Genomic DNA, 24,190 nt, shown 5'->3' with positions numbered 1-24,190 from the left:
CGGATTAGAGTTTGTGCATACTCTTCTCGACTAAAGAGTTACAGGATTCGAATGACGCTTTGAGCATAGGTTAACACTGATGTTCAAATCGTTAGAGCAACCAGTTTTGCTTGGCGACAATAGCGAGATGGAACCACCCGATCCCTTCCCGAACTCGGAAGTGAAACGTCTTAGCGCCGATGGTAGTGTGGAGCTTCTCCATGCGAGAGTAGGTCATCGCCAAGCACCTAATTACGAAACAGCCCCGATCATGAAAATGATCGGGGCTTTTTTCGTTTAGACGCCGCTACGCGGCTCGCTAGAACGGCGCTGCGCGCCTGCTAGTGGTTAGAATAAGCGGAAGAGCAAAAAACTGATTAATCGGGTATGGTGTGATCTTTGGGCAGAGAGGATTCGTAAGTGTATAGTTCTCAGCGCTTCGTATCACTCGGCCATGCTTGTTCTGGATACTAGCAAGTGGCGCAGCAGCGGTCTGGCGACTGCTTTTATGACTGCTTTTAATGTAGGTACTTTATGTCTGAAACAACGCTATATATTTTAATCGCGGTAAATCTGTTTATTGTGCTGGCTCTGGTGTACTACATTCTGCGGTTAGTACAGCAGCAGAAACAGAAGCGTATGGATGCTGAAAACAAATTAAAGAAGATAGCCGCTGAGGTCAGGGATCATCGGTTGCATATTATTGAGAGCTTACAAGTGATTGGCCGGGCTATACTGAGTGATGAGATACCGCTTACTGAGGCGAGTATCAGGTGTAAAGTGTTGCTCGATAACTTAGACCCGCAGTTAGCTCAGTCAGAAGCCTATATTGTGTTTAATGAGGTCTTTGAACAGAGTAAGCATATTCCGCGTAAAGAGGCCTGGAAGAAGCTCAAAGGGCCTGAAAAGCTAGAGTATATTGCACACATGGATGTATTGGAGTCTGACTATAGCGATCAGGTTATCAGGGCTGCTAAATGTTTACTCTCTCAGGATTTCAATCGTTATCATTGAGGTGTAGATGGAGTTCTTCGTTGTTTTTCTGGTGAGTCTTTTCATACTCATGTTGCTGGTTGTTGGGCTACTCTTTGGTCGTCCACCGACTTATCGGCCCGATAGAGAGTATGTTCTTAAATTGATGCAGGGGGTTGAGGACCGCTCGACAACGGAGCAGGCCTGGAGTCTGTTTGTGCATACCCCTATTACCCATGATGCTGATCTCGAAGAGTTTCGTCGTCGCTGTTATAAGCTGGATCAGGGGGAGGTGGACAACATCGCTTCAGGGCCGGGCTTAAATGGCTATCTCTATGACCTTAAGGGCCGAGACTATATCAAACAGCTGGCGGCAGAGTTACAGGAGTTTATCCGTAATGCTCCTTTGACGGTCAATTTCTAATCTAATCAAGGTATTGTTGGTGCATTATCAGCCGTCGCAAACGGGTCAGGGTCTCCCATACCAGTCTGGTGTCGCCGGCTTTTGCAGCATTGTTTAACGCTATACTACAGTTTTCCAGCTCTGGTAGCTCAAACAGTCCGGCAAGTCCGATAAGTTGATGGCTATGATCCCGTATACCTCTGTTGTTGTTATGATTAAAAGCCTGCTGTAACCCTTCTATCTGTGTTATCAGTTCTTGATGAAGATCCTCTTTGCTCATCTGATACTTGTGCAGGTTCGTGCTCGCCACCGGTTCGCTTTGCGAGGGAGTGTTTGCATTATGGTTCTGATTCTCTTTTGCGCAGAGCATCTTCAGCAGCTTGATCAGGCGCGTGTCATTGATCGGTTTATATTCAATGCGGGTTACCCCTGCCTGGCGTAGTGCGTGCTCTTCGCTTGAGATAACATCGGCGGTTAGCGCTATAATCGGCAGGTCGGGAAAGTTCTCACGTACCGAACTGGTTGCTCTGATACCATCTATTCTGGGCATGTGTACGTCCATAATAACAATGTCAGGCTTTATTTCATTGATCCGTTTGATCGCTTGCTCACCGTCCCGTGCTTCGAACACCGTGGCGCCGGTTGACTCAATGATCTTTCTTAATAGTAATCGGTTAAAGTCATTATCTTCAGCAACCAGAATGACCCGGTCGGCCAACAGGCAGTCATCGCTGTGCTCTGTTTTCAGTCGCTGATGATTGACGGGGGCATGCTGTAGCCATTTTTTTAGCATTTCCCGCTGCAAAGGCTTGCTGTTAATTGTGAGGCGAGGGTTATCGATGAGGTGGGAAAACTCATCGGTATTACCCGCAAGGGCGGGCGTCAGTAGCAGGATATTGCCTTTAAAAGAAGCGAATATTGTAGTGATTTTAAGCTTTTGCTGATTGGCTATATCCACATTGGCACTCAGACCGAAGATCAGTCCGGCTAAATGCCCTTCAATACCTGATAGTGTCTTTTCAAGATCCTGGATAGTTGCACAGGTCTGTATATGTGACGCGAGCGGCTGTGCCATATCGCTGAGTGCATGGAGGCTTTCGGGGTGTCTGTCAAAGATGATCAGCCTGGTTTCAGAAGGTTCAAATGCAGAAGCAGGCAGTAACTTATGGTCTGTTTTGACGGTAAAACTGCAACAGATCTCCGTTCCAACTCCCAACTTACTGGAAAGCTTAACACTCCCCTGCATCAGCTGTACCAGCTTTTGTACAATAACAAGCCCCAGGCCGCTACCGCCAAAACGGCGTGTTATCGATGAATCCGCCTGAGCGAATGCATTGAAAAGGAGTGTTTGTTGCTCCTCAGAAATACCGATGCCGGTATCTTTGACGCACAGCTGTAACTGTTTTACTCCATGGGCTTCTTTCAGGGTTCGCAGTGTAACCTGGATCTGCCCTGTGTCGGTAAACTTTATGGCATTGCTGATAAGGTTTGTTGCGATCTGGCGCAGTCGGGTTGGATCGCCTAACACATCAGCATAGGCCGTTTCATCAACCTGATAAGACAATTCAAGTCCTTTAGCCGCTGCGCTTTGGGACTGCATCTCAATCGCTTCAAAAATGACCTGCTCAGGATTGCACTGTATACGCTCCAGTTTTATAGCATCGGATTGCAGCTTGGCAAAATCCAGTATGTCATCGATGATCGATAACAGCATATTGGAGGTCTGGTTGATAATCCGGCAATGTTCCTGCTGCTCAAAGCTAAGGTCTGTCTGGCGCAGAATATTGGTGAAACCCAGAATAGAGGTTAGTGGCGTTCTGAGTTCATGACTCATGCGTGCGAGAAACTGATCTTTCGCCATATTGGCCTGATCTGCCCGCTGACGGGCTTTTTGCAGGGCAATATTCTGGTTTTCAAGGTGGTGAAGGGTCTTGCGTAAGCGTTCAGTGGCTTTTTCTACCTGGCTTTCCAGAATCTGGTTTGAACTCTGCACCTGCTCACCCAGGAGATTCACTCCTTTCTCCAGAGAGCCCAGTTCAGCGTAAGACTGAATATCCACCCTGGCGTCGAGGTGTCCCTCCTCAAGCTTTTTGACCACGGCTGTCAGGCTGATGATCGGTTTAGTCAGTGTTTCTGCAAATCGTGCCGCGATGATAAATGTGCAGACCAGACCTCCCAGCAGAATCAACAGGCTATTGGTAATAATCTGGTTTTCACGGCTATGCATGGGCTGAGTCGACATGGCAACCACGACCCAGCCAAGAAGCTCCCTCTCGGCCAGGGTAGAACTGGTCTCGGGGGAATCGCCAACGATGATTCCCTGGGTGGTCACCGGTGTGGTGAATAGCCAGACAGAAGTATCAGTCTGATGACTGGGCTGTGGTTGGAGATTGGGTTTCAGGTGGAAATCGTTGGAGCGGTAAAGCACTCGTTTATCGCGATTAATAAAGATGACATCGGCGACATCGGCTTCCTGTATAGGCCCCTGACTGAGCGCCGATAACTGATGGGTTAGTTCTGATATCAAACCAAACTCAGACGCCTGAGCCAGCAGGCGTGACATGGTTTCTCCCCGTTCAATCAGGGCAGACTTATTATCTGCTATACGGGTTGAGACAAAATAGCCTGCTAAAATCAGCGTCATGGCGACCAAGGGGATCAGCGCTATCAGTAATACCTGCTGGCGAATCCCGTAACGATTTTTCCGGTCCTTTGTCACTGGATTTCTGCCTCCATAATCTGTTTCTGGAGTTGTTCTGCTGTTTGTATTGACAGGTTTAACTGTCTGGCAATTCGTGGATTAGTGATCACTTTGAAATAGGGGCTGAAGGACGGCGGCGGTAGTGTGCCTCCGGCGATCAGGTGCAGCTGTTCAGCGGTGAAGCGGCCGATATCCTCCGGGGTGGTGATGCATGCGGCGATAGCTCCTGCCTTAACGTAGTTCTGCGAGAAGGCAAGTAGGGGCACCCGGTTGCGTAGAGACATATATAACAACCACTTGGCGGTGGTTTTGTTGAATGTGCTCTGGTCTGGAATGACGAGAAAAAGATCAGAGCTCTCCATGATTGGCTGGATACGCTGAATAGGGTTGTCTTCAAGGCTCAGTGTCTGATAGTTAAGGGTGAGCCCCATGCTGGCTGCCGCGTCTTTAAGTTGCGGTAGCATATACAGCGAGTCAGGCCCAAGAGTGAACCCCAGGCTTTTTAGTTCCGGCTTTATATGCGAGGCGAGTTTGAGCTGACGCTGCAGCGGTTGATCCAGATAGATAGCGGTTATGCTGATTTTTCTCTGTTTCAGTTCAACAGCGTATTTCTGTGATAACTGCTGGAATCGCTGACTGGGGATAAAGGTGCTGACGATAGTACTGTTTTGCTGGGCGAACTGCAGGGCAAATTCAGTCGCCTGGCTGCCGACAGTGATGAGCAACTGGTAAGCGGCGAGGTGGGCTGTGGCATTCTCCGTCAGGTGTTCCGGATACGATGTATCCATGCGGATGGTTGGCCCCTGGCTGATGATTGTCGATGCAACACTCTGATAGGCAGGGTTATCGCTGCTGAGTAACAGCAGCGAGTCAGCCGCCCTCACATTACCGCAGGCAAGCACAAGAGCTATCAGTAAACAGATGATCTGACAGTTGTGAAAGGTGTTTTTGACTACTTCCTGTGTCGCGTTCGGCATAATCCGTTTTGACAGAAAATCAGAAACTTAGCTGGGCTTGTAAGTAGGTTCGTTGTTCAAACATATTCTCAGCATAAAACTCAGAATAGGGTTTATCCAGTAAGTTCTGCACAATCAGCGCAATACTTAGCTCATTTTGAGGAGAGAGTCTGAATCCCTTAGAAATTTTCAGATCGGTTCGGTGGTAGGGGGCGTTAGGAGGATCAGTGTCCTTTACTCCTTCTTGCCAGCGTACAGAACTAAGATAGTAATGGCTAAGACTGAAATTCAGATTGTCAGGCAGTGTAATACTCGCCAGGATGGAACCTGTGTGTATCGGGTTGCGGGTCTCAAGTCGATCAAAAACATCGGTGACACTACCTTGCTGGTTGCCATCATTCCGATATCCATTGCTGTCTATATAGCCGTAGTTGATAACGAGCAGAGGCTTAAGGCTTTCTTCTGATTGATATTTATACTGGAATTCAATGCCCTGGTTGCTCCATTCTGCCCGGTTCATATAACTACGATACAGATGGTCTGGATCAAGGGGGGCTGAGGCGATCATGGCTGCGTCCTGCAGTTGATAGCTGGTTGTTATGCCATCCTCAATTTTTTCATAATAGACGCGTGTATCCAGTTGAGCGTTTAGTTCTGGCCATTTGAAGATGATGCCCAGATCGATGGAATCAAGCTTTTCCGGTGAGAGATCTTTGTTGGCGATAAAATCATAATCATAAACATCTCCGTATAATCCAGTGTAAGGCGGTGGAATATAGATAATATTTTCGAAGTTGGCTTCCAGAAGAGAAGGCATACGATAAGCCCGGTTTACGGACGTTCTTATAGTACTCTGGTTGGATAGCTGATAGTTCGCAGCGACGCGTGGAGATACTCGGGTACTGCCATTGCTAACATGCTCAATTAAAGCTCCCGTATTTATTGTCCAGTCCGTAAATCCAGAATATTCCCAGTTTGTAAACAGCCGTGTACTTTCCTCTTTAATCCATTCACGGGTATTCAGGAGTTGACGATTCTGAGCGCTTGCTGATCGGTAAGCGAGTCCTGATATTAGTTTTGAGTTATATGAAGGTTGTTGTTTTAATGCTATTTCAACGTCATGTTGCTCCATATTGCCGGTTTCAGCAGTGATTGAAATCGGTGCATTGGTATCAAGAAACTGCTGAGCAACGCTGATTGGTTGTTGTATGAGCTGGGCTGCTTCGGCTGCAGATAATAATCTTGCGTCGAAGTTATTGACCGCGCGGGCGTAACTTAGCTTGAGTTCATCAGTATTCTGAAGGGTGTGAGTCCAGGAGACTTGCTGGAAATTAGTTTCAAATTCCCGCCGTTTAAAATTCCAGCCAGGTTTTGGTCTGATATCCCCCACAGAGCTATAACCATCAGAGTAACCCAGATCAACAGTGATGGTATCGAGCAATGTTGGTGATGATGTGCTTTCGAAACTAAAATATCTTTTTAAATATGGGTCTTGAGCATCGTATTCAAAAGAATAACCGTCATTGCCAAGTATGCCAGCAGCAACCCGATAATGACCGTGAGATGTTTTCTGGTTATGTTCAGCTTGAGCATTCCGGGTATTAAATTCACCCTGAGTGTAGCGGATAAATCCCCCCTGATCGCTCAGAGGTGTATGGGTAATAATATTGATTGCCCCAAGAAACGCATTTGATCCCTGGGTAACAGTGTTTGTGCCCCTGATGACCTCAATACGTTCGATATCTGCCACCGATATTGGCAGACTCTCCCAGATAACTGCAGAGAAAAGCGGAAGGTATACAGATCTACCATTGATCATAACTTCCATTCGGGGGGGGAATTTATCACTCATACCGTGGTAGGCCACTGCTGAAGCATTTGTGGCGATATGGTATGACTGCATACCCGGTACCAGCCTGAACAGTTCCGGAATCGTGGTGGCACTGGACGCCTCAATCATCCGGCGATCAATAATGGTAACAGAGGCAGGAGCCTCGCTCAGGGTTTGCGGTAAACGTGTGGCTGAAAAGGTAACCGGAATATCATTCAGATAATCCAGCTCAGACAGTTCGCTCTGATCGGCACATAATGCAGAAGTGGGAGACAAGATGACTACAGACAGTGTAGCGACAAACCTGCGTATATTTACAAATGACATGGTTGTGGTTTTAACCTGCAATTAGGTTTGATCAGATCCGTGTACCAACCCAAATAACAATAACACCCATCAATATTGCTTCGATAATGAAACCATTGTGTTCGATTATCCATTGCATACTCAAAACCTACGACATGTTTACCTGTTCCTGATAAACAAATGGTTAGAAAAATCTGGGAAAATAAAGGCTACGAATATACCTGATATCACCTTGCCGGTCGATTCAGATTCTGACGAATATTCTCAGAAAATGTAAACATCTGTTTTAAAAATGAAGCATCTTCCCGTTAAAACCGCTTTATCGCTATCACGCTTTGTCTTGTGGCTGATACTCATGGGCCTGATACGACAACAGACCCGATGCTTAGCGCTTGATTGCTTTCAGAATAACAAACTTAGTATTGCTGGCGATGGTTGAACAGTTGCCGAAAAGCTTTTTCAGCTTGGCGTGGTAGTTAAGATGACGGTTGCCTATCACCCAGAGTTCGCCGCCTGATTTAAGAATAGTTTTGGCTTCGGTGAACATCTGCCAGGCGATAAAGTCTCCGATAGCATTCTGTTGGTGAAAGGGAGGGTTGTTGAGGATCAGATCACTGCTATCAGATGGTATACCTTTCAGGCAATCGGTTACCTCGAACTGCGCCTCTCTGTCAGGAAATGCAAGGCTGAAATTTTCCCTGGCAGACGCTACTGCCATATAGGATTCATCAACAAAGCGGAGGGATGCTTGTGGATTGGCCGCTGCCGCCATCAGACCGACAATACCATTACCACAGCCCAGGTCGATAATTTGTTGAAAACGGTTATCTGTGGGGAGGTTTTCGATCAAAAAACGGGTGCCAATATCCAGTTTTTCCCGTGAAAATACGTTGGCATGGTTGAGAATCTGATACTCAGTGTTTGCTAGTCTGTAAGATCGTGGATAGCTGTTTTCAGGCGGAATCAGTTCTGGATCGAAGTGGGCAAAAATCAATCTGGCTTTTTTGCGTGCCAGTGAGGTTTTCGTCTGACCGATGATCGTTGTAAAAAGCTGCAGAGTCGATGTGTGAATCCCCTTTGCCATGCCTGCTGCGATAATTCGACTGTTGTGCGTTATATAGGGACGGATGCGATGCAGTTGGTCTTCCAGTTGTGCCAGGCTTTTAGTGACCTTGAACAGCACTATATCGTAAGGCTTATCTGCCTGACCGTAAGCCATCAGTGAGTGCCTGAATTCTACTGCATCCGGGTCAAGCTGGTTCTGGTTGAGGTTTAGTTGCATCCCTTGCTGGGCAATAAATGAGTCACTCACCGATACGGTGTCATAACCTGAGAGGGCGCAGGCCAGCGCGCCGAAACTATCATTCACAATCAGTATATGGCAGTTGCTGTGTAGCAGCTGTTCATCATTCAGGTAGTCTAGGAGATACTCATCAGCTGCATCCCAGGCGCGCAGCGTCTCCTGTTGTCGGACCGGAAAGCGAGACAGTTTAAAATTCCCCTGAGGGACCGCAAGGGTTTCCATCGTAATCCTGTAACCTGAAAAGTGGGAAGCTGATTATAAAGCATCAGCTGCGCGAAACCAGATAAACTCCTGCTCCCATCATAATACCCCCGGCACACTGATTCAGTCGCTTGGTTGCCGTAGGGGATTGCAATCGTTTACTGGCCCAGTGAGCGCAGAGCGCGATCAGCATCAGCCCCAGCATCAGGGCTACCAGTGTCAGTCCCGCCGCCAGGGCAATGTCCCTGCTGTCGAGTGAGGACAGATCCATAAAGGTGGGCAGGAAGGCGATATAAAACAGTATAACTTTGGGGTTGGAGGCCGAGATAAGAAAGCCCTGCATAAACTCCATCGATGAACGTCTGGCGATAGATGTGGCTGCGGGATCAATACTGGGTTTGCTGGTAAACAGTTTGAAGCCCAGCCAGATAAGGTAAGCAGCACCAATCCACCGGATCAGAGTGAACAGCCCCCCCCAGTGTTCGGCGATAGTAGCCAGCCCCAGGCAGGCAAGGGTCAGGTAGATAATGTCGCTGCAGGTCATCCCCAGTGCCAGCATAAAACAGCGTCGGGAGCCTTCTACCATCGCTTTGGCCAGGATAGCAAACACGCCGGGGCCGGGGGTGATGCCAAAGATAAATATAGCGATAAAAAAGGTGATAGCACTTTCCAAAGACATGAGTGTCTCCTTGGTATAAACGGGGATCAGTGTACTATTTCGCCTTCTTTAAGGCTATTGTCATCAATGGTTTCCCTGCAGCTCTGCAACGGTTTTCCTTTGATTCCCCTGAGCCTTGCAAACCCGGTTTTTACCTGAAGACTTGGCCCGGTAAAGAGCCTGATCAGCCCGGTCAATAACGCTGTTAATGGTGTCCCCCGGTTCGAACTGTGCAACACCAAAACTGCCGGTGATCTGCGCGGCCGTAGATAATGTGAAATCATGTTCCTCTATCGCCCGGCGTAGTTTTTCAGCGCTGGATTGCGCATCTTTCAGCGTTGATTCGGGCAGAACAATCAGAAACTCCTCTCCTCCCCAGCGGCCATAATGATCACTCAACCGACAATTACTGTGTAATATATCGGCGACCACTTTAAGTACCCGGTCTCCTTCATTATGGCCAAACCGGTCATTAATCTCTTTAAAGTCATCCAGATCGAAAAAAACAATCGAAAACGGGCGTTTATAACGTCTGGATATCTCAATACTGTCAGTGAGCGCATCGTTGAGCATGCGCCGGTTATACAGGCCGGTAAGCTGATCATGGCGGGCGATTTCGCGCAGTTGCTGGTTGTGCATATGGATCAGCCGATAGCGATAAATAAGAAACAGAAGTGCAATGCTGATGATGGAAACAAACCGCCAGAGCAGCGAGTAATCGGTTTCATGCTCAAAGGTTATCCTGATCCAGCGGTTGCGTATCTCATCTCGCTCCGCTGGGGTAATCGAGTTGATCGCCTTGTTGATGATCGAGAGTAACGGCGTGTCCTGATAGGAGCGGTTGATTGCAACGCTGATATCCCAGGTGTCTCTCACCTGATCGATCACTTTTATCCCGGATAGCTGACGTTGGCTGATAGCAGAGCTGAGACCATCGGGGGTATTCAGCAAGGCAAAGACCTCGCCGCTCTGAATTCGCTTAAGGCCATCGGTAACCGATGCAACCGGCACGATATGGGCGTCAGGAATACGCCCGCGAATAATCTCGATAAAGGCTGATTCTTCGATGATTGCTACCGGGTGGCTGAATATCTCCTGTAGCGGCATATCTGCTGGCGTATCCGATCTCACCGCCAGTACCGCTGGCATGCTCAGATAGGGGTGGGAAAATTGCATGTATTGCGCCCGGTTCGGGGTTTGCATCGCCCCGGCGATAATATCGCATTTAGCCGCTTTCATGGCGGCAATGGACTGACTCCATACCTGAGAGGTGATGGTTTCAAAGCGGAGACCGGTGCGCTCACTTATCAGTTGCAGATAATCAGGGATTACCCCTTCGTAACGGTTGAATGTCAACTGACTATAGGGTTCCCAAAGAGGATCGCCACAGACTTTAAAGGTTGGATTGTTAGCCAGAAACTGTTGTTCTCGATGGTTCAGTGACAGCCGGTTATGATCTTTCGGCTGGTAGATAAAGTTGCCAATGGTGTAATCGGATGGGATTAAGTTAAAGAGCAGATAAAGCTGTGATATTGCGTTAAGCTTCTCTTCATTAATCGATCCGAATCTGCCCTCCTGATCAAATGCCAGGGTTGCCAACTGCTCTCCTTCATAGACCAGAGCTTCTTTTGAACGATTCTGGCTGTTGTATTCTGCGAGAATCAGATCTGCGGTTTCCTCAATATGGCTGAAAGCGTAGCGCCAGCCTTTAATGGTTGCCTGTCGGAAGGCTTCAACCAGTTCAGGCTTCTCCTGTAATAGGGTGTCTGAGGTGAACAGCAGATCTGAGTACATACTGAAACCGAATTTTTCCGGCCGGATCATGGTGTAGCTGATCCCTTTTTTCATTAGCTGAAAGGGTTCATTAGACCGGTAGGACGCCATCGCGTCGGTTTTCCCGTCGATCAGATCGTTGATGTCAAAACTATGATTCTGACGTTCAAAATCCGCTTCAGTAATACCGGACTGATGTAACATTGCCAGCAGCTCAACCTGTTTCTCTGCATCGCTGGTCATCATGATACGTTTGCCCCTGAGGTCGGCAGGCTTTGAGATTCCAGACGCCGTGGTGGTCAGCAACATCAGCGGGGAGCTTTGAAAGGTGGCGAACAGGGCGGTAACTCTGGCTCCGTTGATACGTTGCGCCAGAATAGTTGAGCGGCCCAGAGCAAAATCCCGTTTGCCACTTAGCACCGTGGCGACAGGGTCTTCATCATTTTCAAATTCGTGAATGGAAACATCGAGCCCTGCCTGTTGGTAAAACCCTTTGTGTTTCGCCACATAGTATCCGGCAAACTGGAACTGGTGTTTCCAGATAAGCTGCAGACTAACAGGGGTCAGATTATCGGTATTACTTTCCGCACTATGGCTGATACTGGCCAGCAGTGATAGCAGTAAGAGTGAAAGCAGTTTTAACGCATGATGCAGCATATAGTATATCCGGCGCAGGTGTTCAGGCCCTGATACAGCGAGGGGAGCGACTTAAGATCAGATGAATATTAACGCAGTCTGCTTCAAACCCGTATTCGTTTTCCCAGGCTAATATTTGTTACAGGGTGGTAAGCCTCCTTTCAGCATAGACCGGGAGTTATTATTTTATGTGTTTAAAAAGTAAAGTTTATCAAACAGGTGTTTGTATTTTTCATTGATTTTCTATCTGCATTGCTTAAACAAGCTGCATTATCATGGGGGAGTGTGCGAAAATAGCCGCCTTAACTTTACTGATTATTCAGGAATGAAAAAATGCTCAGAATATTGATCCGTGGATTGTTTTTAATGCTATTAGCGGGTGCTGTTAATGCTGCCCCGGTCTTCGTTTTTACTGCCATTCCTGATCAGGACGAAACTCAGCTGAAGCAGCGGTTTCAGAAAGTGGCTGATTATCTGCAACAGGAGCTGAAAACTGAGGTGCGGTTTATTCCGGTTAAATCATATGCCGCTTCGATAACCGCATTCAGAAATAATCAGGTGCAACTTGCCTGGTTTGGTGGGTTGTCCGGTGTGCAGGCCCGGGAGTTGGTGCCAGGGTCTCGTGCTGTGGCTCAGGGGGTTGAAGATCCCGAGTTCAAATCGTTTTTTATTGCCAACACCAGCACCGGTATCAGTCCGTCTGATCATCTGCCGGAATCTCTGCGGGGGCTGACCTTTACCTTCGGTTCAAAAGGCTCAACATCCGGGCGCCTGATGCCTGAATATAACCTGCGGGAGCAGTTTGGTATCAGCCCTGATGAACTGTTCAGCCGGGTCGGTTTCAGTGGTAACCACTCACGCACGATTGCGCTGGTCGAATCCGGAGCCTATCAGGTGGGTGCACTAAACTATAAAGTCTGGGAAACGGCTGTGGCTGAAGGCAAAGTGGATACCTCTAAGGTACAGGTTATCTGGGAAACCCCCACCTATCCTGATTATCAGTGGAGCGTGCGCGGCGATCTGGATGCTGTCTATGGTGACGGTTTCACCGCCCGCTTGGAAAAAGCGCTGTTGGAGATGAATGATCCTGAACTGCTGAATAGCTTCCCCCGTTCAGGCTTTATTCCCGCATCGAATGATGATTTCGAGCCGGTACGTAAAGTGGCCAAGCAGGTGGGTTTGCTGGATTAATGTCCCTGCTGGCGATACAAAGCGATGCGCTGGGCTACGGCGATCAGCGGGTTTTGGGGCCTGTCAGCCTGGATATCCGGGCTGGCGAGCATCTGATTCTGCTGGGTAAAAGTGGTTGTGGTAAATCGACTCTGCTAAATCATATTTATAGCGAGAATCGTAGCGAATGCGCCCTGATCCCTCAGGGCCTGGGGTTAGTCGAGTGTCTGAGCGTGTTTCATAATGTTTATATGGGACGTTTACCGCGCTACACCGTCTTGCACAACATTCGCAACCTGATCCGCCCTGCTCAGGCCCGGGTGGCTGAAGTACAGCCACTGCTGGAGCGGCTGGGGCTGGCCGATAAGTGCTTTTCGCTGGTGGCGGACCTGTCGGGAGGTCAGCAGCAACGTGTCGCCGTCGCCCGGGCGCTTTTTCAGGATGCCCCGGTGTTATTGGCAGATGAACCGGTATCCGCATTAGACGGACCGGAAGCTGATCGGGTGATGTCACTGCTTGGCCAGAACTTTTCCACCGCAGTGATTACTCTGCATGATGTTGACCGGGCATTACGCTATGGTCAGCGGATTATTGCCATTCAGAATGGTGAACTTGTCCTTGATCAGCCATCCGGGCGTTTGACTGCAAGTGCGCTGAATGAATTCTATTAAGCCTTTGCCGCTGCCGCGCTACCGCTGGCCCGGAGGTGTCCGGACCGGGGTGTGGTTTTTATTGGTTGCGCTGTTCTGTTTGCCCTTCGCTGATCTGGATGTTTCCAGCCTGGATCCCTGGCGTGAGATAGGCCGGATGCTGCAGGGGGTTATCTCTCCACAGCTGATGGATCCCGCCCTGGTGATCGAAGCGTTGCTGGCAACGCTGGCTTTTGCCTTCGCTGGTGTGGCGCTGGCCGTGATCTGTGGTTTTCTGTTAGCACTGATGTTTCAAAACCTTATTGTCCGTGCTGTCTGTGCGCTTATCCGGTCGATCCATGAACTGTTCTGGGCGCTGATCTTTTTGCAATTCTTCGGTCTGCATCCGTTAACCGGTTTGCTGGCTATTGCGGTTCCTTATTGCGGGATTTTTGCCCGTATGTATGCTGAAATTTTTGATCAGGTGGAAACCCAGCCAGAAAAAGCGCTACCCGTGGGCAGTGGCTTTCTCAGTGCGCTTCTCTATACCCGGTTGCCGCAAGCCTGGCCCCATCTGGTCAGCTACACCTCCTATCGCCTTGAATGTGGTATCCGCAGCAGTGCGATTCTGGGGTTTGTCGGTCTGCCAACCCTTGGATATTATCTGGAATCCTCTTTCTCGCAAGGGTACTACTCCGAAGTTGCGGGGCTGATGATCCTGTTTTACCTGTTAATAGCGACGAAAAAACTGTGGCTCAGGCGCTGGACGCTGCCGCTTTTTTTGCTGGGGTCTCCTTTTTTTATGGGCTCGGGGATGCCGATTATCTGGGGGAATGTCGGACGCTTCTTTTCTCAGGATATTATCCCGTCCCCGTTGCGCAGTGACGATGCATCTCTGCGCTCTCTGGCGGACTGGGTGGGCACTATTGTAATGGATCAGGCGCTGCCAGGGGTGTGGAATACACTGCTCCTGTCACAGATAGCACTGGTGGTGACGGGCCTGTTTGCGCTGCTGTTTTTCCCCCTGATCAATCGTTATTGCTTTGGTACGGTGGGACGGCTTCCCGGCCATATTTTTCTGGTGATTGCCCGTTCTACGCCTGAATATCTGCTGGCTTATATTCTGTTGCAGTTACTGGGGCCTTCGATGTTACCGGCGGTGATCGCACTGGCGATTCATAATGGCGCCCTGATCGGCTATCTGACCGGGCGAAATAGCAATGAAATACAGCTTAGACCCGATGCTCCAGAGAGACGCACAGACCGCTATTTTTATGAGCTGCTGCCCCGCAGTTATCCGGCATTTTTATCCTTTATGCTCTATCGCTGGGAAGTGATTATGCGGGAGACCGCTATTCTGGGTATTCTGGGTATTCAAACGATCGGTTTTTTTGTCGATAGCGCGATTCAGGAGATCCGCTTCGATGTGGCTCTGCTGCTGATTCTGATCGCGGCGATGATGAACATCCTGGTTGATCTGCTGGCACGCCGGATTCAGCTGCATCCCTGATTTTATCCCCCATTTTGTTGGCTTAAAGCTGCACAAACCTGATCAGACGCTATGATGAAAGGCAGGCTTACCGTTACCGGGCGAGTACCCAACGTGGAGAGAGGCGTTGTGCCAGTTATGTCAGAGCAGCTTTCAAATGCTCCAGGCTTCAGTGCTAAGGGGCTGTTAAACCGACGAGACACACCGTCCGACAGTGATGCAACCGTCTCAATGAGGGTGTTGCTACTCTCTGTATGCTGCTTGCTGGGGCGTTGCGAGTGAACCTGCTGACCAAAATCCTGCTCTGGATGTTTCCGGTCGCACTACCGGTGATGGGTTTTACCTGGAGCTATTATCATGTGCAGCTGGATGCGAGCGCCGAACAGATTGGCAATATTGGTTCTCTGGCATCAACTTCAGGTGCTCAGCGGCTTAACGACTTTCTCCGTTTAAGAGTCAGTGAGTTCGAGCTTCTGGGTAGCAGTATTAACAGCTGCGATAACGTGGGCAGCACTGATAATTTTGTCTTGTCAGTGCGCAATGTGTTGCAACAGAGTCAGGGTTTTTCGGCGCTGATCATTGCCGATGAAAAGGGCAAAGTGGATATCAGCCTGACAGCCCGTGCCAGCAGTTCTCAATCCGAGCTACCACACACTCTGCAAGGGAGCTGGCTATTTGATGCCTGGCACTTTGAGCATATAGACGCATTATTTCAACGCTGGCGGGATGACTTACCTGAACTACAACAGCAAAAGAACGAACTGTTTATGCAGGCGCTGGAGATGGAACGCAGAGGCGATGCCGATTCTGTTGATTACCGCCGTTTGCAAAACCGAATATTCAGGCTGACCTCACATATCGCCCGACCTCCGATTCATATTGACTATGCCGGGGGGCAGGAAGCCGCACTTCTGGGGTTGTTGTTTGAGAGGGATACATTCCTCTTTACCCAGCCTCTGCTCTCCTGTGATGGGCATCTCAAAGGTTATGTAACGGCTTTTCTGGACCGCAGTAAGATCGATGAGATCCTTAATGATCTGCGCAACAGTCTGGCAGACCGGGGTATCAACACGGTGGATGTCGTGCTGCTGAGAAATAACCCTTTACGCTTTGAATCTGATTACCGCTATCTGAGTGTCGCAGCATTGCAAAAATCGGGTCTGCCATCGGGGGCATTCAGGCATCAGTTTGATGGTTTTGTGGCATCAGCCCCCGTTGCCGATGAACAGGTGCTCAATCAACTGATGGAGCAGGTGAGTACAACGACTCTGAATGTGTCCGCTGCAGAGTATCAGAAGGCTATCAACCAGTTATCATCGTTATCCCTGTTGGTGTTTATCGCCGATCACGGCTGGCGGGAAGGGGGAAAAAAGCTGCTGCTGGAAGCGTCTACATGGCTGCTGGTGAGTATGTTTCTGCTCTTTGTTCTGGTCTTTATGCTGGCGCAGAACATTGTCGCCCCGGTTGTCAGACTGAAACAGTCGGTGGCTAAAGTTGAGGCGGGAGATCTTTCGGTAAAAGCCGAGGTGAGTTCATCCGATGAAATAGGTCAGTTGGCCAGCGCTTTCAATCGTATGACCAATGCTTTGCAACGCAGTGAAGACAAACTCACCCGTTTGGCCCGGGAGGATGCACTGACCGGGCTCATGAACCGCCGGGCCTTAAATGAGGAAGCGATCAAAGAGCGCCACCGGGCGCAACGGTTAAACACCACAATAGCGATTGCTATGATCGATCTGGATCATTTCAAGGAGATCAATGATCGCTATGGTCATGCTGCCGGAGATTGGGTGCTGAAAGAGTTTGCCCGAATCATGCAGGGAGTATTGCGAAAAACCGACCTGTTTAGTCGTATTGGCGGAGAGGAGTTTGTATTGCTTCTGCCTGATACGGATCTTTCGACAGCCCACCGGTTGGTGGAGACACTGCTGATCTCTGTGCAGCAGAGTCAGATAGCGCTTGAAAACGGCGCAGTGGTGCAGCTGACGTTCAGTGCTGGAGTGGTCACCTGGCCAGGAGACTGTGGCATTGATGAAGTGCTGCACCAGGCCGATGATAAACTCTATCAGGCTAAGCTAACCGGTCGAAATCAAGTGGTTAGCTGAGCACTCTGGCCCGTAATGGGTATCCTATTATTTGATTTATTAAGCGGGCAAGTGATAGATTGCTGCTCAAAGAATAATTTAAACACGCGTTTGGTTTCTATTATCTGAGAATTAACCCTGGCAGAGCACATGCGATACTATATCAACCTTTGGTTGTCGGCAGCGGACAGGTCAGGGGGATTTACAGGCAATTATCCTGACCGGTCTGATATAGCCTGGCTATGGATATGGATATGAAGTACCTAACCCATACCCCCGGAAACCTGATATGAACTTAGTTCCGTTTGTGAAGTACACATCATGCGGTAACAACTTTGTCATTGTAGATGCAACGGAGCACTCGTGGCTCACCGAAGCTGAGATGTCCAGGTTTGCCTTTCAGGCGACTAATACCAGCTTCGGTATAGGGTGTGACAACCTGCTGGTTATCCAGCGTTGCAATGCGGCAACACTGGAATCGATCGCGGTTGCAAGGCGCTATTGGCACACGCTGCCGAATGCTGACCAGGCGGAATATCTGTTTCGTATGTTTGAGCCAGATGGCGAAGAAGCTCTCTGTTGCGGCAACGGCTTAATGTGTGTCGCCAGCCATCTTTTCAATCAACATGGTGTGTCATCCGCTTCGATTATGACGGAAGTGCCATTGCAGACCCCAAAAGTGATTCAGATCGGTGCCGGTGATGATCCGCAGGGTGGCTGGGTTAACCTTGGGCATCCCCGCCGAACGCCTGTTGAACTGGCGGGGGCAAAGCATTCGACCCCTTTGACCGCGACGATCGACTTTTACCCCGAGATGACCATCAGGTTTCGTGAAGGAGACCTGCGTGGTTTTACCCACGCAACGCAATTGAAAGTCAGGGCGCATCTTGTATTTACCGGTGAACCTCATCTGGTGATCTTTCCGGACCGGGATTTCTCACTGCCCGAACTGGCGGACTGCATCTTCGGTAGCACTGCCCCGGGAGGGACTAAAGAGCGTCGAGAGAACTTTGGTACCTGGCTGGTAGAGCATATCGGGCAGTATTTCAATCAACGCTATAGCTCGATTTTTCCGGTCGGGATCAACGTTAACCTGGCACGACAACAGAGTGAAACAGTGATTGAAAACCGGTGTTTTGAACGGGGGATTAACAGGGAAACACTTGCCTGTGGTACCGGGGCCCTGGCGGTAGCCTATATCCATCATCATATCTGCCAGCCTGATCTGGTCGAGATCGATATTTTACCGCATCGCTGTCGCTGGCATGATAAAGAAGCCCGGATCCGGATCCATTGTTCTGATGGCGGCTGGTCCCTGGCGAGTGTTCCGGTCATGCTGTTTGATGGAGTTTACCGGTTGTTACCCGATAATCATCGGGTGGTGGGCAAGCTTTCCCCTTCACTGGATGAGTCAGTTGAGCTTAAAAGGCTGATAACATGACGGCACAATCAGGTCAGGGGCAACGGTTCAGGGCATTACTGTGGGGCGGTTTGCAGCTCTACGCTGTTCTCCTGTTAGCCGCTTTACTGCTGTTTGCTGCCTATCAGCGGGCAGGATTTGGCGTAGGTTTAAATGAGATCGTTCTCTGGGGGGCCGCCGCTGCCTCCACCTCGCTGTTATTGCTGTTTTTGTTGGTTCTGGGGTTGCCAGGCCGCAGTGGCGCGTTAACAGGTAAAGCGATGAGCCGGATGATGATGGGGCTTAGTGGTGCCGCTCTCGGGTTGCTTTGTTGGCAGCATTTCTGGTTGGGGAATAAACAGTTGAGCCTGTTTGATCTGGCCACTGTACTCCTAATTGCCTGTCTGGTATCGCTGGAGCTGGCTGTGTTGCAGCAGAGCCGCTGTCGCCAGAGGCGGATTGAACCTCCTGAACGTTACAAACAGATGCGCCCGGCTATTTTTCTGTTTCTGTTTGGTATTGACCTGTCGATGGCGTTTATTCCGCTGCATATGGAAACATTGCCCCAGAGCTTTAGTGGTTTGAGTCCGGATCTGTTAATCGGCCTGCCGATATCGGTTGAGTTTCTCTGTGTCGGCGTGGCGATCCTTTGCTGCGGTGTCTGGTTAGACCGAAGCGGCTGGAAGCCTCCCTTCTATACCGGTCTGGTGCTGACGGGGCTGGGGTGTTTCTATTCCTGGCTGGCTCCGGATGCGGTGCAGTTTATTCTCTCCCGCGGGGTACTGGGGCTGGGTTATGGATTGACGCTGCTGGCATCGCAAAGTTATGTGATCCGGAACACGGATAGCAGTAATAAATCCAGAGGACTGGCGCATCTGTTTGCCGGGCTGTATTCGGGCAGTATATGCGGTGCTGCAACCGGAGCGGTGCTGGCGGAGCAGTTTGGTTATGGCCCGGTATTCCTGACAGGTGCGGTTATCGTCTTCAGCGTTATCGTCTATGGCTGGGTTACGTTTGGGGAAACACCTGAACCGGTGACAATCACCCAAGGGGCACATCCCGACCCTCAAAAGCCACGGCCGATCGGCGGTTTTCTGACCTTTCTGGGAGATCGGCAGGTGTTGGCGGCGGTGCTCTTCAGCAGTATGCCGGCATCTATTGCTGTGGTGGGTTTTCTAAACTACTTCAGCCCTCTCTATCTGAATCGTGCAGGGGTTAATGACGCCGCCATTGGTCAGGTGCTGATGTTGTTTGGCGTGATACTGGCGCTGTTTGGGCCGGCGATAGGTCGCTTTGCCGATCTGAGCGAATCAAAGCGGGCGCCGATCATTCTGGGCTGTATGCTGGGTGGGTTTGCTTTTCTGGTCTTCGCTATATTTGATGGCGTTATCGCCGTTACCCTGGCAATTCTGTTGCTGGGGTTGTCAAACTGTCTGGTGCTTTCTGCCCAGAGTGCTTTTGTCCTGAAACAACCCGTGACCGCGCAGTATGGCGAAGGAAAAGCGATGGGAATATTCCGTTCCAGCAGCCGGGTCGGTCAGATGCTGGGACCGGTTCTGTTTGCCGCTATTATTGCGATGACCGATATAGAATCCGGAGTGATGCTGTTTGGTTTAGCGTATTTGATGACAGCGGTACTGTTTGCTTTGCTCACCTGGGTTCCAAAGCGTGTTGAAGCGGCCTCCAGAATTAAGGTGGTTGTCAATGAATAGAGGCGAGGTTGGCGCCGGTATGGCTGAGCAGTTGCTTGGCGATGTTTGTCATCGGGTGCCGGTGGTTGATCGGGTGTTGCGGTTATCGGGCGACAGCACACTGTCTGAATATCTTCAGCAGGTTTGTCAGTTCAGCCCGCAGAGCTATCAGCCTCGCTCAGATGTGGCTGATGTTATTTACGAGTATGTCGCCCCCTTGTTGGGGGTACAGATAGCAGAGCGGACCGCAGCAGATTTTCTTCAGCATCCGATCGCCTTGACGACGAATCACCATGGAGTTGATTTTTTTGCCCAATCCGTTCAGGGCAGCTTGCTGTTTGGGCTGGCTAAACTTCAGGTTGAAGGGGTTACAACACTCCCGGTTTTTTCCTGTGCCAATATTCCATTGGATAATCTCACCTATCCCCGGGGGGCTCTGCTGTATGCCTGCAACTGGGATGCCGGGAGCTGGCCGCTGCGAATTCCTGCTTTCTCCAATAAATATAGGCGTCAGTTGGTAGCCCGGGTTAAAGGGCTGGACAGGCCGATGTTGCAGCAACTGGTTAAGCGTGTCCATGATTTGATGGGAAATGGGATTAATGCTGCTTTACTTGAAACGTTGCTTGAGCTGATTGAAGCAGAGTATCTGTCTGAAGATGTCTTGTCGCAGCAGGGGTATGCTGCCCAATCTGTGATCTTAAACCAACGGATCTGGAGTCGACTCTTTTGTTCCTCTGCTAGTATGCCAGACTTGGTTACGATTGAGCTTGAAAAACTGGCAGAGGGATTGTTTCTTAAAGACCTTCACAACGAAGCCAGTCTGGTTGCACAATTATTTAATGATCCGCTGATAACGGCTGTCTGTAAACGGCTGAACTCGGTGCCTGGTTGTTGGAATCAGGCTCTTTTAGAACAACGTTGGTCCCATAGGCGTGAGCTTAAACAGCTGCAAACATCGGGTTGTGGAACCTTCTGTTTCTGGGGGATTGATAAGCGCTTTCGCCGCATTCCACTGATGCTGACAGAGATCTCAGGTGGGTTACAACTCTGTGGTTGCGATGATAATGGAGAGGAGTATTACTTTTGCTTCGAGCCTGCTGCACTTTCTCAAGCGATTCGTGACGGCCGGCTTTTACCATCGGTGTTCGGCTGCTTTCTTGTTATTGCACTGGCGCGGGGGGGGACCTGCCTGGGGGGGTATTATCAGGGAGACTACCTGCCACAGATACAGGCAGGTATTGTTGAGGTATTGCAGCAGAATAATTTACCGGAACTGGCTGCGGTGATTCATGACAGTGTCACCAATGGTTATCTTTCGGGTATGCAAACGATCTTGGTGGAGCAGGGTGAGTTTTTGCTGCCGGCCGGATTACTTGAGATACTGGCCAGCGGCAGCATTAGTGCTGCAGAGCTTGAGGTGATTCTGAAAATATCTCTGCGGGACGCGCACTTAGCTTCGCTGACCGAAACCGTTGCTGATGTAATGCCTGGGGCATTACAGATGGAAAACCGGTTTACGCAGCTATTGAGGTCTCAGCGAGAGCAGCTATCTGAGAAAATCACGATAAGGCATCTTTAATTGATGCGGGCCTGTTTTAAACAGGCGTATAAAAGAGTGTAATGTTTCTGTAGTCCTAGTTAGGAGAGAATAATGCGATCTGTTAAACGTCTGTTGCTGCTGATGATCTGGATGCTGGCTGTGCCTTTAACCCAGGCGGGCGGGCTCACTGATAATGGTGAATTTTCTTCTGCTCCGGTAATGAATCAGGGTGAACGCTGGCGTATTGGTTATTTTGAAGGTGGTGAGTATGTTGATTATCAGAAAGTACTCATTGAAACGATTAAAGGGCTAATGCAACTGGGCTGGATTGAAAAGACTGAAATCCCGCAACAGCAGGGCGAACAAACAGATCAGCTCTGGCAATGGCTGCAACAGGGCATACACAGTGAATATATTGAGTTTGTGCCCGATGCGCACTATACCGCGAAGTGGGACGAAACAGTGCGTAGTCAGTTAACTGAGACGATCATTACCCGGCTGAACCAGAATGATCTTGATCTGATGATTGCGATGGGTACCTGGGCGGGGAAATCGCTCGCTAATAATCGCCATCATACTCCCACCATGGTGTTGTCTGCCAGCGACCCCATCTCCACCGGTATTATTAAGAGCGTATATGACTCTGGATATGATCACGTTCACGCTACGGTTGATCCTAACCGTTATGAGCGTCAGGTGCGGGTCTTTCATGATATTGTGGACTTTAAAACGCTGGGGGTTGCGTATGAAGATACTGAGAACGGCCGCAGTTACGCTGCACTAGATGTTATCGAAAAGCAAAGCCGGCAGCAGGGCTTCAAAATAGTCAGCTGTCATACCCTGAGTGACATTAGTGACACCGCTAAGGCGGAGGCCAGCGTCATCGATTGTTTTCGCAAACTGGCTCCTCAGGTCGACGCTATCTATGTGACGGTTCAGGGAGGGGTTACCGCTAATAGCATCGGTCAACTGGTGAAAATTGCGAATGAAAACCGGGTACCCACGTTTTCTCAGTCCGGATCAGATGAGGTTCGCAAAGGTTTGTTGCTGAGTCTGTCCCAGGCTGGTTTTCGCTATATCGGTGAGTTCCACGCCTCCACCTTTGCCAAGGTATTTAATGGTGCAGAGCCTAACCAGCTAACCCAGTTGTTTGAAGAGCCCCCTCGCATGGCGGTCAATCTTAAAACGGCTGAGATTGTTGGCTTTAATCCTCCTTTACTGCTCCTGGGTGCCGCGGATGAGGTGTATCGGGATATCCCTTCAGAGTAAAGCCAGAATAAAAAAATAAGGATATATGCGCGAGTGATACTTATAAAATCAGGGAAAATGAGAAGGCTGACATGGCTGGTGGGGATGCTTTTGTTGTTATCAACGGGGTGGCTTCAGGGGGCTGAAGCAGACACCTCGCCTGTGTTGAATCATGGGCAGAAGTGGCGGGTGGCGTATTATCATGGTGGGAAATACTACGAGTACTATCAATACCTGAAAGCCACTACGGAGGGGCTGATGGCACGGGGGTGGGTGACCCCCCAACGGATCCCTGAACACCTGACAACCGCCCGGGAATTGTGGCGTTGGTTAACTGAGAGTGCTCACAGTGATTACCTCGAATTTTTGCCGGACGGCTTTTATAGCGCAGGCTGGGACCGGAGTAACCGTGCGGCGTTGCGCGAAGAGGTTATTGCCCGGTTGAACCAGGCCGGTGAGATTAATCTGCTTATAGCGATGGGGACCTGGGCCGGGATCGATATGGCTGTTGATCGCCATAGGGTACCGACGATGGTTATCTCCGTTAATAACCCCCGTAATATCGGGCTGATTCGGGATTCGGAGCGCTATCAACATATCTATGTCACTGAAGACCCTCAGCGTTATGAGCGTCAACTGACCCTGTTTCATGACCTGATCCGTTTTAAAACCCTGGGGGTTGCCTATGAAGACAGTGTTGAAGGCCGCAGTTATGCGTCTATCGATACGGTTCAACGACTCGCGAGAGAGCGAGGTTTTCAGGTAGTCAACTGCTATACCCAGAGTGATGTGGCCGATCAGTCGCTGGCCAATCGCTCAGTGATTAACTGTTTCCGGGAACTGGTAGAGAAGGTCGATGCCATCTACGTGACCGCTCAGGGGGGGATTAATCATGACACCATTCCAAAGCTGGTTGAGATAGCCAATCATCGCCGTATCCCAACCTTTTCACAGTATGGACAGGATCAGGTGAGACTGGGGTATCTGATGAGCCTGTCTCAGGCGCAAGGGTTTCCGGAAGAGGGACAGGCTCTGGCTGACGTGGCAATAGGCATTTTTAAGGGAGGCGTGCCGGCATCATTGGCGCATCGCTCTGCGGAAGCAAACCGAATCACCCTGAATCTGAAAACGGCTGAGCAGATAGGACTTTACCTCAATGCAGATCTGTTGGCTGCAGCGGATCAGCTTTATTGGCAGATAGAACAACCCTGAGTACTGAGT

17 protein-coding genes and 1 rRNA gene are annotated in these 24,190 nt (G+C 49.8%); 12 read left to right on the top strand and 6 right to left on the bottom strand.

Annotation, left to right across the window (positions count from 1 at the left end; all coding sequences use genetic code 11):
- Positions 1–109 precede the first annotated feature (109 nt).
- The 3 genes from rrf (at position 110) to BMY09_RS15895 (ending at position 1,375) form a co-directional block, all read left to right on the top strand.
- Positions 110–225, top strand: a 5S ribosomal RNA gene (gene rrf, locus BMY09_RS15905).
- Between the two features lie 288 nt (positions 226–513).
- The gene (locus BMY09_RS15900) at positions 514–993 is read left to right on the top strand and encodes a DUF2489 domain-containing protein (protein ID WP_091360267.1); all 480 of its coding nucleotides are present in this window, start codon (positions 514–516) and stop codon (positions 991–993) included.
- A gap of 7 nt (positions 994–1,000) precedes the next feature.
- Complete coding sequence (locus tag BMY09_RS15895) at positions 1,001–1,375, top strand: hypothetical protein (RefSeq protein WP_091360265.1); 375 nt, start codon at positions 1,001–1,003, stop codon at positions 1,373–1,375.
- A gap of 1 nt (position 1,376) precedes the next feature.
- Here the strand turns inward: BMY09_RS15895 and BMY09_RS15890 are convergent, their stop codons facing one another.
- The 6 genes from BMY09_RS15890 to BMY09_RS15865 form a co-directional block, all read right to left on the bottom strand.
- Entirely contained in the window at positions 1,377–4,073 is a 2,697-nt protein-coding gene (locus BMY09_RS15890; RefSeq protein WP_091360263.1) for an ATP-binding protein, read from the bottom strand.
- A complete protein-coding gene (locus BMY09_RS15885; RefSeq protein WP_091360261.1) occupies positions 4,070–5,032 on the bottom strand; it encodes an ABC transporter substrate-binding protein in 963 nt (320 codons plus the stop codon). Before BMY09_RS15885 ends, BMY09_RS15890 begins: the two co-directional genes overlap by 4 nt.
- Positions 5,033–5,051: 19 nt before the next feature.
- Positions 5,052–7,169 (bottom strand): TonB-dependent receptor plug domain-containing protein, encoded by a 2,118-nt coding sequence (locus tag BMY09_RS15880; RefSeq protein WP_091360259.1) that lies wholly within the window; start codon positions 7,167–7,169, stop codon positions 5,052–5,054.
- A 364-nt stretch (positions 7,170–7,533) separates the two neighbouring features.
- On the bottom strand, positions 7,534–8,673 hold the full coding sequence (locus BMY09_RS15875; RefSeq protein ID WP_091360258.1) for a methyltransferase: 1,140 nt from the start codon (positions 8,671–8,673) through the stop codon (positions 7,534–7,536).
- 43 nt (positions 8,674–8,716) lie between these two features.
- On the bottom strand, positions 8,717–9,331 hold the full coding sequence (locus tag BMY09_RS15870) for a LysE family translocator (protein WP_091360256.1): 615 nt from the start codon (positions 9,329–9,331) through the stop codon (positions 8,717–8,719).
- Positions 9,332–9,394: 63 nt separating this feature from the next.
- Entirely contained in the window at positions 9,395–11,740 is a 2,346-nt protein-coding gene (locus BMY09_RS15865; protein ID WP_091360254.1) for a transporter substrate-binding domain-containing diguanylate cyclase, read from the bottom strand.
- A 312-nt stretch (positions 11,741–12,052) separates the two neighbouring features.
- Between BMY09_RS15865 and BMY09_RS15860 the strand changes: the two genes are divergently transcribed.
- The 9 genes from BMY09_RS15860 (at position 12,053) to BMY09_RS15820 (ending at position 24,181) form a co-directional block, all read left to right on the top strand.
- The gene (locus tag BMY09_RS15860; RefSeq protein WP_091360252.1) at positions 12,053–12,910 is read left to right on the top strand and encodes a putative selenate ABC transporter substrate-binding protein; all 858 of its coding nucleotides are present in this window, start codon (positions 12,053–12,055) and stop codon (positions 12,908–12,910) included.
- On the top strand, positions 12,910–13,560 hold the full coding sequence (locus BMY09_RS15855) for an ATP-binding cassette domain-containing protein (protein WP_091360250.1): 651 nt from the start codon (positions 12,910–12,912) through the stop codon (positions 13,558–13,560). Before BMY09_RS15860 ends, BMY09_RS15855 begins: the two co-directional genes overlap by 1 nt.
- Positions 13,547–15,028 carry a PhnE/PtxC family ABC transporter permease gene (locus tag BMY09_RS15850; protein WP_091360248.1) on the top strand — a complete coding sequence of 494 codons (1,482 nt, stop codon included), beginning with the start codon at positions 13,547–13,549 and terminating at the stop codon, positions 15,026–15,028. The genes BMY09_RS15855 and BMY09_RS15850 overlap by 14 nt, the downstream gene beginning before the upstream one ends.
- Before the next feature lie 257 nt (positions 15,029–15,285).
- The gene (locus tag BMY09_RS15845) at positions 15,286–17,112 is read left to right on the top strand and encodes a GGDEF domain-containing protein (protein ID WP_175483567.1); all 1,827 of its coding nucleotides are present in this window, start codon (positions 15,286–15,288) and stop codon (positions 17,110–17,112) included.
- A gap of 268 nt (positions 17,113–17,380) precedes the next feature.
- Positions 17,381–18,532: a diaminopimelate epimerase gene (locus BMY09_RS15840; protein WP_091360245.1), complete on the top strand. Its 1,152-nt coding sequence runs from the start codon at positions 17,381–17,383 to the stop codon at positions 18,530–18,532.
- Entirely contained in the window at positions 18,529–20,202 is a 1,674-nt protein-coding gene (locus BMY09_RS15835) for an MFS transporter (RefSeq protein ID WP_091360244.1), read from the top strand. The genes BMY09_RS15840 and BMY09_RS15835 overlap by 4 nt, the downstream gene beginning before the upstream one ends.
- On the top strand, positions 20,195–21,760 hold the full coding sequence (locus BMY09_RS15830; protein WP_091360242.1) for a hypothetical protein: 1,566 nt from the start codon (positions 20,195–20,197) through the stop codon (positions 21,758–21,760). The genes BMY09_RS15835 and BMY09_RS15830 overlap by 8 nt, the downstream gene beginning before the upstream one ends.
- Before the next feature lie 72 nt (positions 21,761–21,832).
- A complete protein-coding gene (locus BMY09_RS15825; RefSeq protein ID WP_091360241.1) occupies positions 21,833–22,990 on the top strand; it encodes an ABC transporter substrate-binding protein in 1,158 nt (385 codons plus the stop codon).
- A gap of 57 nt (positions 22,991–23,047) precedes the next feature.
- On the top strand, positions 23,048–24,181 hold the full coding sequence (locus tag BMY09_RS15820) for an ABC transporter substrate-binding protein (protein ID WP_091360239.1): 1,134 nt from the start codon (positions 23,048–23,050) through the stop codon (positions 24,179–24,181).
- The last annotated feature ends 9 nt before the right edge of the window (positions 24,182–24,190 follow it).

It is taken from the genome of Amphritea atlantica, assembly GCF_900111095.1.
In the GTDB taxonomy this organism is placed as follows: Bacteria; Pseudomonadota; Gammaproteobacteria; order Pseudomonadales; family Balneatricaceae; genus Amphritea; species Amphritea atlantica.
This window is presented reverse-complemented; position numbering and strand designations above follow the sequence as displayed.

Excerpts from the sequence above, each read along its gene's own strand:
- BMY09_RS15900 (WP_091360267.1), top strand. The coding sequence starts at position 514 with ATGTCTGAAACAACGCTATATATTTTAATCGCGGTAAATCTGTTTATT.
- BMY09_RS15865 (WP_091360254.1), bottom strand. The coding sequence starts at position 11,740 with ATGCTGCATCATGCGTTAAAACTGCTTTCACTCTTACTGCTATCACTG.
- BMY09_RS15825 (WP_091360241.1), top strand. The coding sequence starts at position 21,833 with ATGCGATCTGTTAAACGTCTGTTGCTGCTGATGATCTGGATGCTGGCT.
- BMY09_RS15870 (WP_091360256.1), bottom strand. The coding sequence starts at position 9,331 with ATGTCTTTGGAAAGTGCTATCACCTTTTTTATCGCTATATTTATCTTT.
- BMY09_RS15895 (WP_091360265.1), top strand. The coding sequence starts at position 1,001 with ATGGAGTTCTTCGTTGTTTTTCTGGTGAGTCTTTTCATACTCATGTTG.
- BMY09_RS15830 (WP_091360242.1), top strand. The coding sequence starts at position 20,195 with ATGAATAGAGGCGAGGTTGGCGCCGGTATGGCTGAGCAGTTGCTTGGC.
- BMY09_RS15840 (WP_091360245.1), top strand. The coding sequence starts at position 17,381 with ATGAACTTAGTTCCGTTTGTGAAGTACACATCATGCGGTAACAACTTT.
- BMY09_RS15850 (WP_091360248.1), top strand. The coding sequence starts at position 13,547 with ATGAATTCTATTAAGCCTTTGCCGCTGCCGCGCTACCGCTGGCCCGGA.
- BMY09_RS15835 (WP_091360244.1), top strand. The coding sequence starts at position 18,529 with ATGACGGCACAATCAGGTCAGGGGCAACGGTTCAGGGCATTACTGTGG.
- BMY09_RS15855 (WP_091360250.1), top strand. The coding sequence starts at position 12,910 with ATGTCCCTGCTGGCGATACAAAGCGATGCGCTGGGCTACGGCGATCAG.
- BMY09_RS15880 (WP_091360259.1), bottom strand. The coding sequence starts at position 7,169 with ATGTCATTTGTAAATATACGCAGGTTTGTCGCTACACTGTCTGTAGTC.
- BMY09_RS15875 (WP_091360258.1), bottom strand. The coding sequence starts at position 8,673 with ATGGAAACCCTTGCGGTCCCTCAGGGGAATTTTAAACTGTCTCGCTTT.
- BMY09_RS15820 (WP_091360239.1), top strand. The coding sequence starts at position 23,048 with ATGAGAAGGCTGACATGGCTGGTGGGGATGCTTTTGTTGTTATCAACG.
- BMY09_RS15885 (WP_091360261.1), bottom strand. The coding sequence starts at position 5,032 with ATGCCGAACGCGACACAGGAAGTAGTCAAAAACACCTTTCACAACTGT.
- BMY09_RS15860 (WP_091360252.1), top strand. The coding sequence starts at position 12,053 with ATGCTCAGAATATTGATCCGTGGATTGTTTTTAATGCTATTAGCGGGT.